The organism is uncultured Microbacterium sp., assembly GCF_937927635.1.
GTDB lineage: Bacteria > Actinomycetota > Actinomycetes > Actinomycetales > Microbacteriaceae > Microbacterium.
Map to the genome: position 1 here is coordinate 76,193 of NZ_CALBRW010000012.1, position 14,774 is coordinate 90,966.

At 70.7% G+C, this 14,774-nt stretch carries 17 protein-coding genes; 3 read left to right on the forward strand and 14 right to left on the reverse strand.

What is annotated here, in order from left to right; all coding sequences use genetic code 11:
• Positions 1–218: 218 nt before the first annotated feature.
• Entirely contained in the window at positions 219–1,661 is a 1,443-nt protein-coding gene (locus tag Q0568_RS03570) for a family 20 glycosylhydrolase (RefSeq protein WP_298862349.1), read from the reverse strand.
• Between the two features lie 66 nt (positions 1,662–1,727).
• On the opposite strand from Q0568_RS03570, the gene Q0568_RS03575 reads away from it, so the two are divergent.
• From Q0568_RS03575 to tsaE, 3 genes are all read left to right on the forward strand, one after another.
• A complete protein-coding gene (locus Q0568_RS03575) occupies positions 1,728–2,087 on the forward strand; it encodes a holo-ACP synthase (RefSeq protein ID WP_298862353.1) in 360 nt (119 codons plus the stop codon).
• A gap of 124 nt (positions 2,088–2,211) precedes the next feature.
• Complete coding sequence (alr, locus tag Q0568_RS03580; protein WP_298862355.1) at positions 2,212–3,312, forward strand: alanine racemase; 1,101 nt, start codon at positions 2,212–2,214, stop codon at positions 3,310–3,312.
• A complete protein-coding gene (gene tsaE / locus Q0568_RS03585; protein WP_298862358.1) occupies positions 3,309–3,791 on the forward strand; it encodes a tRNA (adenosine(37)-N6)-threonylcarbamoyltransferase complex ATPase subunit type 1 TsaE in 483 nt (160 codons plus the stop codon). Before alr ends, tsaE begins: the two co-directional genes overlap by 4 nt.
• Before the next feature lie 22 nt (positions 3,792–3,813).
• Here the strand turns inward: tsaE and csrA are convergent, their stop codons facing one another.
• From csrA to Q0568_RS03650, 13 genes are all read right to left on the reverse strand, one after another.
• The gene (csrA, locus tag Q0568_RS03590) at positions 3,814–4,065 is read right to left on the reverse strand and encodes a carbon storage regulator CsrA (RefSeq protein WP_298862361.1); all 252 of its coding nucleotides are present in this window, start codon (positions 4,063–4,065) and stop codon (positions 3,814–3,816) included.
• Positions 4,066–4,074: 9 nt separating this feature from the next.
• Positions 4,075–6,132, reverse strand: coding sequence for a flagellar biosynthesis protein FlhA (locus Q0568_RS03595; RefSeq protein WP_298862364.1), 2,058 nt, complete (start codon positions 6,130–6,132; stop codon positions 4,075–4,077).
• Entirely contained in the window at positions 6,129–7,214 is a 1,086-nt protein-coding gene (locus Q0568_RS03600; protein ID WP_298862367.1) for an EscU/YscU/HrcU family type III secretion system export apparatus switch protein, read from the reverse strand. Before Q0568_RS03600 ends, Q0568_RS03595 begins: the two co-directional genes overlap by 4 nt.
• Positions 7,211–7,972 (reverse strand): flagellar biosynthetic protein FliR, encoded by a 762-nt coding sequence (locus Q0568_RS03605; RefSeq protein ID WP_298862370.1) that lies wholly within the window; start codon positions 7,970–7,972, stop codon positions 7,211–7,213. Before Q0568_RS03605 ends, Q0568_RS03600 begins: the two co-directional genes overlap by 4 nt.
• Position 7,973: 1 nt before the next feature.
• Entirely contained in the window at positions 7,974–8,246 is a 273-nt protein-coding gene (gene fliQ / locus Q0568_RS03610) for a flagellar biosynthesis protein FliQ (protein WP_298862373.1), read from the reverse strand.
• Positions 8,243–9,175 carry a flagellar type III secretion system pore protein FliP gene (fliP, locus tag Q0568_RS03615; RefSeq protein WP_298862376.1) on the reverse strand — a complete coding sequence of 311 codons (933 nt, stop codon included), beginning with the start codon at positions 9,173–9,175 and terminating at the stop codon, positions 8,243–8,245. Before fliP ends, fliQ begins: the two co-directional genes overlap by 4 nt.
• Complete coding sequence (locus Q0568_RS03620; protein WP_298862378.1) at positions 9,172–9,678, reverse strand: flagellar biosynthetic protein FliO; 507 nt, start codon at positions 9,676–9,678, stop codon at positions 9,172–9,174. Before Q0568_RS03620 ends, fliP begins: the two co-directional genes overlap by 4 nt.
• Positions 9,679–9,681: 3 nt before the next feature.
• Positions 9,682–10,338, reverse strand: a complete 657-nt coding sequence (fliN, locus tag Q0568_RS03625; protein WP_298862380.1) for a flagellar motor switch protein FliN — start codon at positions 10,336–10,338, stop codon at positions 9,682–9,684.
• Positions 10,335–11,255 (reverse strand): flagellar motor switch protein FliM, encoded by a 921-nt coding sequence (locus Q0568_RS03630; protein WP_298862382.1) that lies wholly within the window; start codon positions 11,253–11,255, stop codon positions 10,335–10,337. The genes fliN and Q0568_RS03630 overlap by 4 nt, the downstream gene beginning before the upstream one ends.
• 46 nt (positions 11,256–11,301) lie before the next feature.
• Positions 11,302–12,120, reverse strand: coding sequence for a flagellar motor protein MotB (locus Q0568_RS03635; RefSeq protein ID WP_298862384.1), 819 nt, complete (start codon positions 12,118–12,120; stop codon positions 11,302–11,304).
• Positions 12,117–12,968: a MotA/TolQ/ExbB proton channel family protein gene (locus Q0568_RS03640; RefSeq protein WP_298862386.1), complete on the reverse strand. Its 852-nt coding sequence runs from the start codon at positions 12,966–12,968 to the stop codon at positions 12,117–12,119. Before Q0568_RS03640 ends, Q0568_RS03635 begins: the two co-directional genes overlap by 4 nt.
• Positions 12,968–13,219, reverse strand: coding sequence for a flagellar FlbD family protein (locus Q0568_RS03645; RefSeq protein ID WP_298862388.1), 252 nt, complete (start codon positions 13,217–13,219; stop codon positions 12,968–12,970). The genes Q0568_RS03640 and Q0568_RS03645 overlap by 1 nt, the downstream gene beginning before the upstream one ends.
• Positions 13,220–13,600: 381 nt before the next feature.
• Positions 13,601–14,761: a flagellar hook protein FlgE gene (locus tag Q0568_RS03650; RefSeq protein ID WP_298862391.1), complete on the reverse strand. Its 1,161-nt coding sequence runs from the start codon at positions 14,759–14,761 to the stop codon at positions 13,601–13,603.
• Positions 14,762–14,774 lie beyond the last annotated feature (13 nt).

The following is a 14,774-nucleotide window of genomic DNA, read 5'->3' on the forward strand; positions in this document are numbered from 1 at the left end:
GTTCGTCGGATGCCGGGGGTGATAACAGGGATCTGTGGAGAGAATCGGCAAATTCCGGGCCTGTGGAGGGGGAGTGCGGCGGCCCGCTCGGGCGGCCCGCACGGGACACTTGTCGGCTCAAAGTACGGATGGCGGCCCGTTTGCGGCATCCGGGCCGACATCCGTGATCTCGACCGACATCCGTACCGGTCAGGCCAGCCCGGGGCCGGGGCGGGGGGTCAGCCGGCCAGGGCGACGCGGGCCCGGAAGGAATCCCAATCACGGGCGGCCTGCGGCGACCACGCCGTCTCCGCGTGCGCGAGCAGGCGGGGGAGGACCAGAGCCTCCAGGTCGGCGTAGGAGTCCACGGTCTCTGTCCACAGCGGCGCCTCGATGCCCAGGATCGCGCTCTCGGGGACACCGGGGACGACGGATGCCGGATCCCAGTCGTACGCGGTCTGCAGTGGCACGATTCCCGCCCACGACTGGCCCAGCGGGAAGTCCTCCGACGGCTTCATGTCCAGATAGGTGCGGTCGGATGCCGACATGATCAGCGCCCCGCCGCGGGCGACGAAGTGCGCGGCCTCCTCGGCGTGCGCGCCCTTCGGTGTCACGCTGCCCCAGTACTGGCCCACGGTGCCGGCGGCGATGTCGGCCACGGCGCCGGCCTCGTGCCAGGTCACGGGGGTCTTGCCCGTGGCCGCCGCGATGCGGGTGGCACGGGCGATGAACTCCGTGAAGTCCGCGGCCGGGGTGCCCAGGCACTCGTCGCCGCCGATGTGCAGGTACGGGCCGGGCGTCATCTCGGCGAGCTCGTTCAGCACGTCGGTCACGAACTCGTAGGTGCGCTCCTCGTGGATGCGCAGCGAGGAGTGCCCCACGGCCCAGCCGGCGAAGTGCTCGCCGTGCACGGGGAGATCCTGGCCCAGGGCCGCGGCCTCGGCGACGGCGGTCTCGCTGAGCCACGGCTGCTCCACCAGCTCGGGGTAGGCCACGCCGACGGCGTGCGTGTGCCCGGGCAGGTCGACCTCGGGCACCACCGTCATGTGCCGCGCTGCGGCGTATTCGACCACGTGCCGGTAGTCGTCCTTGCTGAGGAACCCGCCCGTGCACGGGCCCGCATCGCCGATCGAGGCGCGCTCGGTCAGCAGCGGCCAGGAGTCGATCTGGATGCGCCAGCCCTGGTCGTCGGTCAGGTGCAGGTGCAGGTGGTTGAACTTCAGCGCGCTGGCCCGGTCGACGTAGGCCTCGATCTCCGCCACGGGGAAGAAGTGCCGAGCGAGGTCCAGCATCACACCGCGGTAGGCGAAGCGCGGGGCGTCGTCGATGAGCACACGGGGCACGGTCCAGCCGTCGGGCGTCTCCTGCAGCAGCTGCAGCAGCGTGCGCGTGCCGTAGAAGAGTCCGGCCGCGTCGTGGCCGTAGATGCGGATGCCGTCGCCCCGGGTGTCCAGGGTGTAGGCGTCCTGCGTGCCCTGGCCGACGAGCGAGAGTGTGATCTCCACGGCATCCGAGTCCGTGCTCTCGGGCAGTCGGGACGCCGTGCGCAGCGCCAGGCCGGTGCGCAGTGCGGCTACGGCATCCGCATCGCCGATGATTCGCACCTGAGAAAGCGCGAGTGAACCGGCTGTGGCGGTGATGCGGGCGGGCAGCGGCACCAGCGGCGCGTAAGTGAAGACCATGAACAAAATCTATCCTTTGCGAGCCCGACCACCAACCGCCGTGACGGCCCCGAGTAGGCTGGCAGGGTGATCATGGGCACGGGAATCGACCTCGTCGATATCGCGCGCTTCGAGCGCTCGGTGACCCGCACGCCGCGCCTGATGCAGCGGCTATTCACGCCTGCCGAGCAGCAGCGCAGGCTGCACTCGCTCGCCGCGCGCTACGCCGCCAAAGAGGCGCTCATCAAGGCGCTCGGCGGCAGCGATGGCGTGCACTGGACCGAGATGGAGATCGTCTCGGAGCCGTCCGGTCGCCCGATGTTCGCGCTGACCGGCTCGACCGCGCAGGTGCTCGTCGACCGCGGCATCACCGCCGTGCACCTGACCATGTCGCACGACGGCGGACTGGCCGTCGCGCACGTCATCCTCGAGAGGACGGATGCATGACCCCCACCACCACCGCCACCTTCTCCGCCGACACCCCTGTTCCTCGTCGACACCCCGGCCTGTGGGCGTCTGCAGGCCGGGGTCTGGACGCCAGCACGGGGTCTCGGCGTCAGGTGGGTGCGGCATGAACCCGTTCCGGCAGGCGCGCATCGACCTGGATGCCATCGCCGACAACGTGCGCCACCTTCGGCGCCTGACCGGGGTGGACGTGATCGGCGTCGTGAAGGCCGATGGCTACGGGCACGGAGCCCCCGCTGTGGCCACGGCGGCGCTCGCCGGGGGAGCGGCGCGCGTGGGCACCGCCACGCTCGAGGAGTCGCTCGCTCTGCGCCGCGCAGGCATCACCGCGCCGCTGGTGGCCTGGCTGCACGAGCCCGGCCGCCGGTTCGACGACGCCGTCGAGGCGCACATCGAGATCGGCATCTCCTCGTACGAGCAGCTGCTGGCGGCATCCGAGGCGGCCGGCTCGCCGGCATCCGTGCATCTGAAGGTCGACACCGGACTCAGCCGCAACGGGATCGCCACGCACGAGCTCGAGCACGTGCTGGCCGAGGCCGCGCGGCTGGAGCGCATCGGCCGCATCCGCATCGTGGGCCTGTTCAGCCACCTCTCCGGCGCCAGTCCCGACGACGACCGCGCGCAGTTGGCGAAGTACACCGAGATCCTCGCGATGGCCGAGTCCTTCGGCATCCATCCGGAGATCCGCCACCTGGCCGCCACCGCCGCGGCGATCTCGCTGCCCGAGGCGCGGCTGGACGCCGTGCGCGTCGGACTCGGGCTGTACGGGCTCTCGCCCTTCGCCGGGCGCACCTCGGCCGACCTGGGCCTGCGGCCCGCCATGACTCTCACAGCCTCGGTGGCGGCCGTGCGCCGCGTGCCCGCGGGCGTGGGCGTCTCGTACGACTACCAGTACCGCACCGAGCGCGAGACCACGCTGGCGCTGGTGCCGTTGGGCTATGCCGACGGCATCCCGCGGCAGGCGTCCAACCGCGGCCCGGTGCTGATCAATGGTCGTCCGCATTTCGTGGCCGGGCGCATCGCCATGGACCAGTTCGTCGTCGACGTGGGCGACGAGCCCGTCTCGGTGGGCGACGAGGTGGTGCTGTTCGGCGACCCGACGCTGGGTCAGCCGTCTGCCACGGACTGGGCGGATGCCGCCGGCACGATCAACTACGAGATCGTCACCCGCATCGGCCACCGCGTGCCACGACGGACGGTGTCATGAGCATCGACCCCGCCTTCCTCGGCCGGCACGAGATCGCGACCTCGGATGCCATGGAGCGGCTCGGCCTGCACATCGGCGAGCAGCTGCAGGCCGGGGACCTGCTGGTGCTGACCGGCCCGCTGGGCGCGGGCAAGACCACCTTCACGCGCGGGCTCGCCGAAGGGCTGGGCGTACGAGGACCCGTGCAGAGCCCCACGTTCGTCATCGCCCGCACGCATCCGTCGCTGGTCGGCGGCGCGCCGCTGGTGCACGTGGACGCCTACCGGCTGGGCTCCGCCGCCGAGCTCGACGATCTGGACATCGACTTCACCCGCTCGGTGGTCGTCATCGAGTGGGGTCGCGAGATGGCCTCCTCGGTGGCGGACGCATGGTGGGACATCGAGATCGAGCGCCCGGTGGGCGGCGTGGCCGATCTCGCCGACGAGGAGCTGGATGCCGACGCACCCCGGTTCGTGACCATTCAGCGCATCGGGTCCTGAGCGCTCGTTCGGCACCGCGGGCTCAGGAGTCCGGATTCCCCCGCAGGCGGGCGATGGCCTCTCCGAGCACCTTGGCGGTGTCGGCGTCGGCGGCCGCGGCGGACGCCGCGTTCTGCTCGCCGACGGCCTCGACGATCTCCGCCCGCTGGATGCGGGTCTCGCGCGGGGCGTTCACGCCGATCCGCACACTGTCGCCCTTGATGTCGAGCAGCGTGACCTCGATCTCGCCACCGATCAGGACGCTCTCTCCGACCCTTCTCGTCAGAACCAGCATCTGACCAGCCTACTGTGGCAAGGCGGCCACACCGGCGTCCACCGCGTCGCGCACCACCCCGACGGTCTCGATCGTGAACGCCCCGCCGGTGGCCTCGTTGTACGAGAGCACCGGAAGACCGTCGGTCTGGGCGGAGATCATGCGGCGCACGGCGCCGCGCAGCGTCGGCGCGCACACCAGCACCGGCTCGCCGCCGTGATCGGCCGCGTTCGCCGCCGCCTGCCGCGCGGATTCGATCACGGCCTCCATCCGCTGGGGGTCGAACACGATCTGCGGGCCGTCATCACCCGTGCGCAGACTCTCCAGCATGCTCTGCTCCAGCAGCGGGTTGATCATGATCACGCGCAGCACGCCGTTCTCCGCGAAGCGGGCCGCGATCGCGGGTCCCAGCCCAGCCCTGGCGGCCTCGATCAGGCCCTCCGGCTCGGTGGAGACGCGAGCGCGCAGCGCCAGTGCCTCGTAGATGCGGCCGAGGTCGTTGATCGGCACGCGCTCGGCCAGCAGCCCCTGCAGCACGCGCTGGATCTCCGCCAGCGAGAGCAGCGCAGGCGTGAGCTCCTCCACAGCCGACGGGGAGACCTGCTTCAGGGCATCCGTCAGCTGGCGCACGTCCTCGCGGCTGAGCAGGCGCGCCGCCCCGGCATGGATGATGCTGGACAGGTGCGTGACGACCACGCTGGCGCGGTCGATGACGGTCGCGCCGGCCAGCTCTGCGCTGTGCCGCATCTCCAGCGGGATCCACTTGCCCTCCAGACCGAACACCGGGTCGTGCACGGCCGTGCCGGGCAGCGCGCCCAGGCCCTCGCCCAGGGCCAGCAGGCGACCGGAGGGCACCGTGCCGCGGCCCGCCTCGACGCCGGCGATGCGGATCACGTACGTCGACGGCGGCAGCTCGATGCTGTCGCGGGTGCGGACGGGCGGTACGACCAGCCCGAGATCCAGGGCGATGCGGCGGCGCAGCGCCTTGACCCGCGCCAGCAGATCGTCCGGGCCGCCGGTGACCAGATCCACCACGTCGGTGGACAGCAGGATCTCCAGCGCGTGCACCCGCATCCGCTCCATGAGATCCTCTGGGCTCTCGGATGCCGGCACCTCGGCCTCGTCGGCCTTGGCCGCGGCGGCGGTCCGCTGCGCGGCCGCCTTGATGCGCTGGCCGGCCAGGATCAGCAGGGCGCCGATGACGAGGAACGTCAGCAGCGGCATCCCGGGGATGAAGGCCATCACGATCGCCGCGCTGCCGGCGATGTACAGCGCGGTCGCGGACTGGCCCAGCTGCGCGAACGCCGTGCTGCCCATCTCGGTCTCGGCGTTCGAGCGGGTCACGATCATGCCGGTCGAGACGGCCATCAGCAGCGCCGGGATCTGGGTCACCAGGCCGTCGCCGATGGTCAGCAGGCTGTAGGTGCTGACGGCCTCGTCGATGGCCATGCCGTGCTGCACCATGCCGATGGCGATGCCGCCGATGATGTTGATGATGATGATCACCAGGCCGGCGATCGCGTCGCCCTTGACGAACTTCGAGGCGCCGTCCATGGCGCCGTAGAAGTCCGCCTCGGCGGCGACCTCGGCACGGCGCTCGCGTGCCTGGATGTCGGTGATGAGTCCGGCGTTCAGGTCGGCGTCGATGGCCATCTGCTTGCCGGGCATGGCATCCAGAGTGAACCGCGCGCCGACCTCGGCGACGCGCTCGGCGCCCTTGGTGACCACCACGAACTGGATCACCACGAGGATGAGGAACACCACCGCGCCGATGATGAGGGACCCGCCCACGGCGATGGTCCCGAACGCCTCGATGACCTGACCGGCGTACGCCTCGCCCAGCACGAGGCGGGTGGATGCCACGTTCAGGCCCAGCCGGAACAGCGTCGCCACCAGCAGCAGTGACGGGAACACCGAGAAGTCCAGCGGCCTCTTGATGAACATCGTCGTCAGCAGGATGACCAGGGCGAACATGATGTTCAGGATGATCAGCGTGTCCAGCAGCACGGGCGGCACAGGAACGACGAGCAGCATGATGATGCCGACGACGCCGATGGGCACGACGATCCTGGGCAGTATCCGGGTCATGTGGTCCTCCTTGAGGGCATGGAATGCATGCCGCGCGCGGCGCCGCGTCGTCGGAGCAGGTCGACGAACACGAGCACCCGCGCCACGGCGGTGTAGAGCTCTTCGGGGATCTCCTGGCCCAGATCGCACGCGGCGTGCAGTGCGCGGGCCAGCATGATGTCGCGCACCATCGGCACTCCGGCCTCGGTGGCCCGCTCGCGGATGCGCTCGGCGATGACGCCGGCGCCCTTCGCGACCACCTTCGGGGCGGATCTGCCCACCTCGTACCGCAGCGCGACGGCGATGTGGGTCGGGTTCACGAGCACGACGTCGGAGCCGGCGACCGCGGAGATCATGCGGTTGCGGCTCATCGCGAGCTGGCGGGAGCGCCGCTGCGAGCGGATCAGCGGATCGCCCTCGGATCTCTTGTGCTCATCGCGCACCTCGCGCTGGGTCATCCTGGTGTGCTTGCGGTTGCGTCGGATGACGACGAAGACGTCGACCGCCGCCAGTGCCAGGCCCACCGCGATCGCCACCTGCAGCAGCCCGGTCGCCCCTCCGGCGGCGGTGGCCAGCAGCTGGGTGATGGACTGCGCCCCGCTGGCCGTCAGCACGGGGATCAGCCCTGCCACGACCGTCCACAGCGCCAGCGCGATGGCGGCGGTCTTCAGCAGCGCCTTCGCGCCCTCCCACAGCGCCTGCATGCCGAACACCCGGCGCAGGCCCGTGACGATGTTGAACTGCTCGAAGCGGCCCTCCAGGCGCCGCACGCGCAGGCCGCCCTGCACCACCGAGCCGATGAGGGTGACGATCGCCACGCCCGCCAGCAGCGTGCCCAGCGTCGGCAGCACGGAGCCGAGGCCGCGGGCGAGCGCCTCCATGGCCGTGGTCGGGGTCGGATCCCTCATCACCGAGGACAGCAGAATGGTCTGCTCGGTGCCCGCCGACGCTCCGGCCGAGAGCACCGCCGGCATCGCGATCGCCGCCGCGCCGACACCCAGCCACGCGGTCAGATCCTGGCTGCGGGACAGCTTGCCCTTCTGCCTGGCCTCGCGCAGCTGCCGCTCGGTGGCCTTCTCGGTGCGCTCGCCGCTGTCGCTCATCGGCTCGCCTCCTGCATCATCCGCAGGGCGTCGGCCACGAGGGCGTCGACCACGCCGGGGAGCGCGGCGTACGTGAAGCCGACCAGCGTCAGCGTGAGCAGGATCTTCACCGGAAAGCCCATGGCGAAGGCGTTGAGGGCGGGGGCCACGCGGGTGATCAGGCCCAGACCCGCGTCGGCGAGGAACAGCACGAGCATCAGCGGGCCGGCGATCTGCACGGCCGACAGCACCAGCTGCACCACGCCGTCGACGAGGACCGCCGAGACCGGGCCGGGGTCCAGCATGCCGGTCAGCGGCACGGCGGTGAAGCTGCGCGCCAGGCCGCCGAGCACCAGCTGGTACCCGCCGGACGAGAACAGCAGCACGAGCGCGGTCAGATGGAACAGCCGGGTGAACTGCGCGCCGTTGACCAGGGACTGCGGGTCGAACGCCTGCGCGAGCTGGAAGCCGCCGAACACGTCGATCAGCCCTCCGGCGGCCTGGACGGCCGAGAAGCACACCGACACCAGGAACCCGAGCGCGGCGCCGGTGAGCACCTGCGCGCTCAGCGCGGCGAAGAACGGCCAGGTGTCCAGGTTCTGGTATCCGGGGGCCACCGAGCCGGACATCGCCAGGGCAAGGCCCACCGAGAGCATGGCGCGGATCCGCACGGGGATGCCGCCGTAGGAGAACGGCGGCGCGATCATGACGAAGGCGACGATGCGCACCCCGGCGAGCATCGTCGCCTCCAGCCATGCGAGATCGAGGGGGATCTGCATCTCAGCCGCCCAGCAGCTGCGGGATGCGATCGAACATCGTGTGCGTGAAGGAGACGAGCTCGGAGATCATCCAGTTGCCGGCGACCACCAGCGCGACACCGACGGCGATGAACTTCGGCACGAACGCCAAGGTCACCTCCTGCACCTGCGTGATCGACTGCAGCAGCGAGATCGCGAAGCCGACCACCAGCGCGGTGATCAGCAGCGGGGCGGCGAGCTTGGCGGCGATGATCAGGCCCTGCACGCCGATGTCGAGAGCGGTCTCGGGCGTCATCCGACACCCCCGTAGCTCTCGATGAGCGTCTTGATGATGAGCCCCCACCCGTCGACCAGGATGAACAGCAGGATCTTGAACGGCAGGGAGATCATCACCGGCGGGAGCATCATCATGCCCATCGACATCAGAGCCGCCGCGACGACGATGTCGATCACCAGGAACGGCACGAAGATGACGAAGCCGATGATGAACGCGCTGCGCAGCTCGGAGATCATGAACGCGGGGATCAGCGTGTGCAGCGGCACGCTCTGCGGGTCGGCCGGGTTGGGCTGATCCGCGATGCGCGTCATGAGCGCCAGGTCCTCCTCGCGGGTGAAGCCCAGCATCCAGTCCCGCAGCGGCGGCTGGGCCAGGTCGAACGCCTGCGTGAACGTGATCGACCCGTCGATGTACGGCTGCACGGCCTGCGTGTTGATCTCGCCCAGCACGGGCCACATGATGAACAGCGACAGGAACAGCGCCAGTCCCGCCAGCACCTGGTTCGGCGGGATGGTCGGCAGCGACAGCGCGTTGCGGGTCATCGCCAGCACGACGAAGATCTTCGTGAACGAGGACACCATCAGCAGCAGCGCGGGCGCCACCGACAGCAGCGTCATGCCCAGCATCACCAGGATCGACGAGGACGGCGACCCGTCGATGCCGTTGATGTCGATGCTGATCCCCGGGTCCTCGGCCGGCGGCGTGGGCTCGACCGGCTCGTCGGGATCGCCGGGTGCCGCCGGGAGGACCGGAGCCGTCGCCTGGACGGATGCGGATGCCGCGGGGCCGACGGATGCCGTTGACGCGATCGCCTGCGCGGATGCCGACGTGTCCCGCACCTCGGCACGGGCACCGGTGTCGGCCGACAGCACGACGACGCCGGCGAGCAGCAGCGAGAACAGCACCAGGATGACGATGCGCGCTCGCCGGGCGAGAGCGCCGCTCATCGGGGGCGTCGCAGGAAGTCGGCGGTCTGCCGCCAGGTGCCGGGGGACAGGATCGAGCCGTGCAGCGGGTCGGCGCGCTTCGTCGCGCGATCCCGACGAAGAGGGAGGTCGGAGAGCGCAGTCACCTGCACGGGGGCGGAGGACTGCGACATCGACTCCGCGGCGAACAGCCGGTCGAAGTCCGGAGCGCGCTCGGCTTCCGATGCTCCGGCGTCCTCCTTCACCGGGTGCGCCGGGACTGCGCGTACCGGCCTGCGGCCGGGCAGCTTGTCGATCACGGTGACGCCGTGCTCGGTGACGCCGAGCACGTAACGGTTCCCCTCGGCCTCGGCCACCACGAGCTGCGCCTTCGAGCCGACGCCTCGCCGCCCGAGCACGGTGATCACCTCGGAGTCGCGGCTGCGCTGCGTGCGCCGGCCGAGTCGCCGCTGCAGGAACCAGAGCAGCCCGAGCACCGCCGCCAGCGACACGGCGACGCGCAGCAGCAGGAGCAGCTCGTCCAAGGATCAGGCCTCGGCGCTCTCGAGGATCCGAGTGATGCGCACGGCGTAGTCCTGGTCGACGACGACGACCTCGCCGTGGGCGATGACGCGCCCGTTCAGGCGGATGTCGGCAGGGGCGCCCGCGGACCGGTCCAGCTCGACGATGCGCCCCGGCTCCAGGCCCAGCACGTCGCGGACCGCCATGCGGGTGCGTCCGATCTCGACGGCGAGGTCCATCTCCACGCCGGCGATGCGCTGCAGCCGGACGGAGTCGCGCGACACGGCGGCCGGCGTGCGCAGCATCCGCACGGCGATCCGCCCGATCACGTGACCCGCCTCCTGCAGGTCGAACACCTGCGCGCCGGGGTGGGCGAACGCCGAGGAGGCGTCGCCGAGCGCCGCGGCGTCCAGCCGGCCGGCGCCGAGGGGGAGGACCGCTGCCTCCAGCGCCCCGTGCAGGCGGTCGGTCAATGCGGCCCCGGGGAGGCCGTCGACGAGGGCGGCGGGATCCAGGATCTGCACCGCGATCTGCGCGCTCGCCTCGCCGACGTAGGTCACGATCACCGCGTCGCCGGTGTCGCCGGACGGCTGCGACGCCACTGCCGTGGCGGGCGACGCGGTGGCCAGCCGGGCGGCGAAAGCGGCGGAGACGGCGGACTCGTAGGCGGGGGTGCTGGTCACTGTTGCTCCTCGGGGGAATCGGAATCGGGGGTCGTCGCGGTGATGACGCAGGCCAGGCGCGCCCCGGAAGCGCCCACCGCGGCGGCCGCGATCGGCACCCCGTCGACGGTCAGCTCGAGCGGCCGATCGGCGGAGTGCGGGAACGTCAGCAGATCCCCGACGGCGAGGTCGAGGATCTCGCGCGGCAGCACGGGGCGGGGCGCCAGCCGCAGCGCCAGCTCGATCGGGGTCCGCTCGATGTGGCTGCGGACCAGTCCCGGCGCGGCCTCATCGGCGGCCTCGGCGCCGCCGACGGCGAACGCGTCGAGCACCACGGACGCCGGCAGCATGACCGTGACGTCGGAGGTGCTCCCGCTGGAGCGCAGCGAGAGGCGCGCGACGATGACGAGGTCGTTGGGTCCCGCCACCTGGGCGAACAGCGGGCTGTGCTGGATGCTGGAGATGGAGATGCCGGCGGGCAGCAGCCCGTCCAGCGCCGTGGTCAGTGCGTCGCCGCCGTCACCCATGAGCCCGCGCACCAGCGCCTGCTCGATCGGGGTGAGCGGCCGCTCGTCGGGGGAGGCGTCGACCCGCCCTCCGAGCATCTGCATGATCCATTCGATCGCCAGCGACAGCGGGATCTGGATGACGATGCGCTCATCGGACTCGGGCAGCGCGTACACCACCATGGTCGTGGTGGTGGGCAGTGTCCGGGCGTAGTCGTCGTAGGTGAGCAGGCTCAGCTGTTCGAGCGAGGCGTGCGCGCGGCTGTGCACGCGGGCCGACAGCCGCGACCCCCACTGGCGGGAGAAGGTCTCGAAGGCCACCTCGAGCATGCGGGTGTGCTCGCGCGAAAGGGTCGTCGAACGCCCGAAGTCGTACCTTTCGACCTCGGGTGTCTCGCGAGCGCTCGCGAGGGCGCCGTCATCCACTGCCACGCCCCCGACTATCGGGCGATGCGGCTGGGGCGTTAGGCGTGTGCTGTCAGTGCGCGGGCTGCTGCGCCTGCAGACCCGGCAGCAGCTGTCTCACCCCCTCCTCGGCATCGGAGATGATCACGACGTCGACCCGCCGGTTCTGGGCCAGGTCGGCATCACCGCCGCCCTTCGCCACCGGCCGCGTGTCGCCGAAGCCCACGGCCTTGATCTTCGCCATCGGGAACCCGTCGGCCTCGATCAGATGCCGCACCACCTGGGTGGCGCGCGCGGCGGAGAGCTCCCAGTTCGTGGCGTACGGGGCGACGGGGCGCCGGTTGTCGGCGTGGCCTTCGACGGAGACCTCGTTGGGGATGGTCACCAGCACGGATGCCAGCGTGTCCAGGATCCGCGTCGCGGTGCCGGTGAGCGTGTTGCTGTTGGTGGCGAAGAACGTCTCGGCGCTGACCAGGCTCACGGTCAGCCCCCGCGTGTCGATCGTGTAGGTCGCCGTATCCGCGAGGCCCTGCTGCGCCAGCGCACTGCGGATCCGCTCGCGCAGCCCGCTGAGGTTGTCGAACTCCACCTTCGCCTGCGACGCACTGACGTCGATGTCCGCGAACGCCTCGCCCTTCTCGTCCACAAGTTCCGGCGGCACGACGACGCCCTGAGAGACGTCGGCCTTGTCCGTCTGCGTCTGGCCGAAGCCGGTGGCCAGCGAGGCGCTGAGGGCCTCGAACTTCTGCTGGTCGACTGTCGACATCGCGAACAGCACGATGAACATGCACATCAGCACGGTCACCATGTCCAGGTACGACGCCATCCAGCGCTCGTCGGGGCCGTCGTGCTCCGCGGCGACGGCATGGCGGCGACGGGAGCGGACGCTCACAGGATCGCCTCCGCATCAGCGAAGTCGACGCCCCCGACCTGATCCTTCGCCTTGGCCGCGCTCTTCGCCTTCTTCGACCCGGGCTTCTTCGCGCCCTTGCCGCTGGGCTGCGAGATCAGGGCGCGCAGGCGCTCCTCCACCAGCAGCGGGGCGGCGCCGGCCTGCACGGCCAGCATGCCCTCCATCTGCAGGGTCATCCGCTCCAGCTCCATCTCGCCGATGCGCTGCAGCCGGCCGCCGATCGGCAGCCAGATGAAGTTCGCGGAGAGCAGGCCCCAGAGCGTGGCGACGAACGCCGCCGCGATCAGCGGGCCGAGCGTGTCGGGGGTGTCGAGCTGCTCCAGCACATGGGTGAGGGAGACGACCGTGCCGATGATGCCGACGGTGGGCGCGAATCCGCCGAGCGTCATGAAGAACTTCGACGCGGTGCGGTTGCGGGTGGCCGTGGACGAGATCTCGTCCTCGAGCAGGACGCGCAGATCCTCGGCGTCGACGCCGTCGGCGATGCTCTGCAGGGCCTGCCGGATGAACGGGTCCTTCTCCTCGGCGACGCCGTTCTCGAGGGCCAGGAGGCCGGAGGTGCGGGCTGTCTCGGCGTAGGCGACGATGCCCGCGATCGCCTGCGCCGGCTTGCCCTTGTCGCCGGTGAAGGCACGCGGCAGCGACTTGATGGCCAGGATGGTGTCCTGCAGGGTGCCGCTGCCGATCCCGACGGCGATGGTGGCGCCGAACACCAGCAGCATCGGCGCAGGCAGCAGCAGCGCGTTGATCGACGCGCCCTCCATGCTGATGGTGGCCAGCAGGGCGCCGAAGGCCAGGACCAGACCGATGATCAGGGACGGATCCATCAGCGCATCTCCCCGAACTCGGGCCTCGGCGGGGACGGCGGGGTGAAGGAGCGCGTCGGATCGGCCGCGGCGGCGAGCACCCGGGCACGGAAGTCGGTGATCTGCATGATGACCTCGTCCATCGTCTCGCGGACGATGAAGGTGGCGCCGTCGACCATGATGAGCGTCGTGTCCGGTGCTGCCTGGATCCGCTCGATGAGATCCGGGTTCACCGCGAACCGGGTTCGGTTCAGACGCGTGACGATGATCATGGGCTCCATCCTGGAAGATCCGCTCCGGTCGGAACCGGGGCACCGGCGGCCCGTCCTGGGCCGTCGACAGGGACTGTCGGCAGGTGCGAGCGTCGCGTTAGCCCCGCCGTCGCATCCCGATGCCGCACCGGGAACGTGTCGCGCGGCTGTTCTCAGCGGCATCCGGCTGTCGCGCTGCTCTTCTCGTTCTGCGCGGCGCTTATATGCGCCGCGTCGGGCGAGAAGAGCCGCGCGAGGGGGAGAGCCGCGCGAGGGGGGAGAGAGCAGCGCGACGGGGAGAGCAGCGCGACGGGGAGAGCCGCGCGAGGGGCGTTGCGGATGCCGTGGAGAGGCGGATGCCGTGACCCGAGGGCCACGGCATCCGCCTCTGACTCGAGTGCGTCAGCGCTTGAGGTTGGTCAGCTCCTGCAGCACCTCGTCGCTGGTGGTGATGATGCGCGCGTTGGCCTGGAATCCGCGCTGGGCGACGATGAGGTTGGTGAACTCCTGCGACAGGTCGACGTTCGACATCTCCAGGACGCCGCTCATGATGCCGCCGAGTCCGTTCTCGCCGGCCTGGCCGATGGTCGGCGCCCCGGAGTTGGCGCTGGGCCGGTACTGCGAGGAGCCGGTCTTCTCCAGGCCGCCCGGGTTCGTGAAGTTCGCCAGGGCGAGACGCGCGAGCACTTCGGTCTCACCGTTGCTGAACGTTCCCATCAGGCTGCCGTCCTCGGTGAGGGCGTAGGAGATCAGGCTGCCTGCGGGGCGCCCGTTCTGCGAGGTGAGGGCGAGCGAGCTCACTTCGGCATAGCCGGTGACTGCCGAGAGGTCCACGGTGATCCCTCCGGAGACCAGCGAGGACGGGCCGGCCTGTGTGCCGTTCGCGAACGCGAGAGACGTGGATGCGCCGGAGCCATCGGTGACGTCCCAGCCGGTCGCCGTGCGCGTGAAGGTCAGCTGCAGTGTCGCGGACGTGCCGTCGGCGCCGTACACCTCGATGTCCCGCACGAGCGCCTCGCCGACGGCCGTCTCCGAGGGGAGGTTGCCGGTCGCCGTGGTCGTTGTAGTGGCGACCGCGGGGGCGATGGCGCCGACGGGAAGAGTGATGTCACCCAGTCCCTGGCCGGTGGTGATGACGCCGTTGCGCGCGGTCCACCCCTGCACGAGAGCGCCGTCGGCGGAGGTGAGGCGCCCGCTGGTGTCGAACGAGAAGCTTCCGTTGCGGGTGTACAGCGTCTCGGCGCCCGAGCGCACGGCGAAGAAGCCGTCGCCGGCGATCATCAGATCGGTGGGCACGCCGGTGGGCTGCGCGGCCCCCGCGGAGAAGTTGGTGCGGATCGCGGCCAGCTGCACGCCCAGCCCCACCTGTGCGGGGTTCGTGCCGCCGGCGTCGGCCCGCGGGAAGGTGGAGTTCTGCACGAGCTGCGACAGGGAGTCCTGGAACTGCGTGGACGACGACTTGAAGCCGACGGTGTTCACATTGGCGATGTTGTTGCCGGTGACGTCGAGCATGGTCTGGTGACTGCGCAGGCCGGAGATTCCGGAGAAGAGCGAACGGAGCATGATGATGCCTTTC

Bases quoted from the DNA above. Each gene is read 5' to 3' on its own strand.
- Q0568_RS03570 (WP_298862349.1), bottom strand. From the start codon at position 1,661: ATGGTCTTCACTTACGCGCCGCTGGTGCCGCTGCCCGCCCGCATCACC.
- Q0568_RS03605 (WP_298862370.1), bottom strand. From the start codon at position 7,972: ATGCAGATCCCCCTCGATCTCGCATGGCTGGAGGCGACGATGCTCGCC.
- Q0568_RS03645 (WP_298862388.1), bottom strand. From the start codon at position 13,219: ATGATCATCGTCACGCGTCTGAACCGAACCCGGTTCGCGGTGAACCCG.
- tsaE (WP_298862358.1), top strand. From the start codon at position 3,309: ATGAGCATCGACCCCGCCTTCCTCGGCCGGCACGAGATCGCGACCTCG.
- Q0568_RS03600 (WP_298862367.1), bottom strand. From the start codon at position 7,214: ATGAGCGACAGCGGCGAGCGCACCGAGAAGGCCACCGAGCGGCAGCTG.
- Q0568_RS03595 (WP_298862364.1), bottom strand. From the start codon at position 6,132: ATGACCCGGATACTGCCCAGGATCGTCGTGCCCATCGGCGTCGTCGGC.
- Q0568_RS03650 (WP_298862391.1), bottom strand. From the start codon at position 14,761: ATGCTCCGTTCGCTCTTCTCCGGAATCTCCGGCCTGCGCAGTCACCAG.
- fliP (WP_298862376.1), bottom strand. From the start codon at position 9,175: ATGAGCGGCGCTCTCGCCCGGCGAGCGCGCATCGTCATCCTGGTGCTG.
- csrA (WP_298862361.1), bottom strand. From the start codon at position 4,065: ATGCTGGTTCTGACGAGAAGGGTCGGAGAGAGCGTCCTGATCGGTGGC.
- Q0568_RS03640 (WP_298862386.1), bottom strand. From the start codon at position 12,968: ATGGATCCGTCCCTGATCATCGGTCTGGTCCTGGCCTTCGGCGCCCTG.
- fliQ (WP_298862373.1), bottom strand. From the start codon at position 8,246: ATGACGCCCGAGACCGCTCTCGACATCGGCGTGCAGGGCCTGATCATC.
- alr (WP_298862355.1), top strand. From the start codon at position 2,212: ATGAACCCGTTCCGGCAGGCGCGCATCGACCTGGATGCCATCGCCGAC.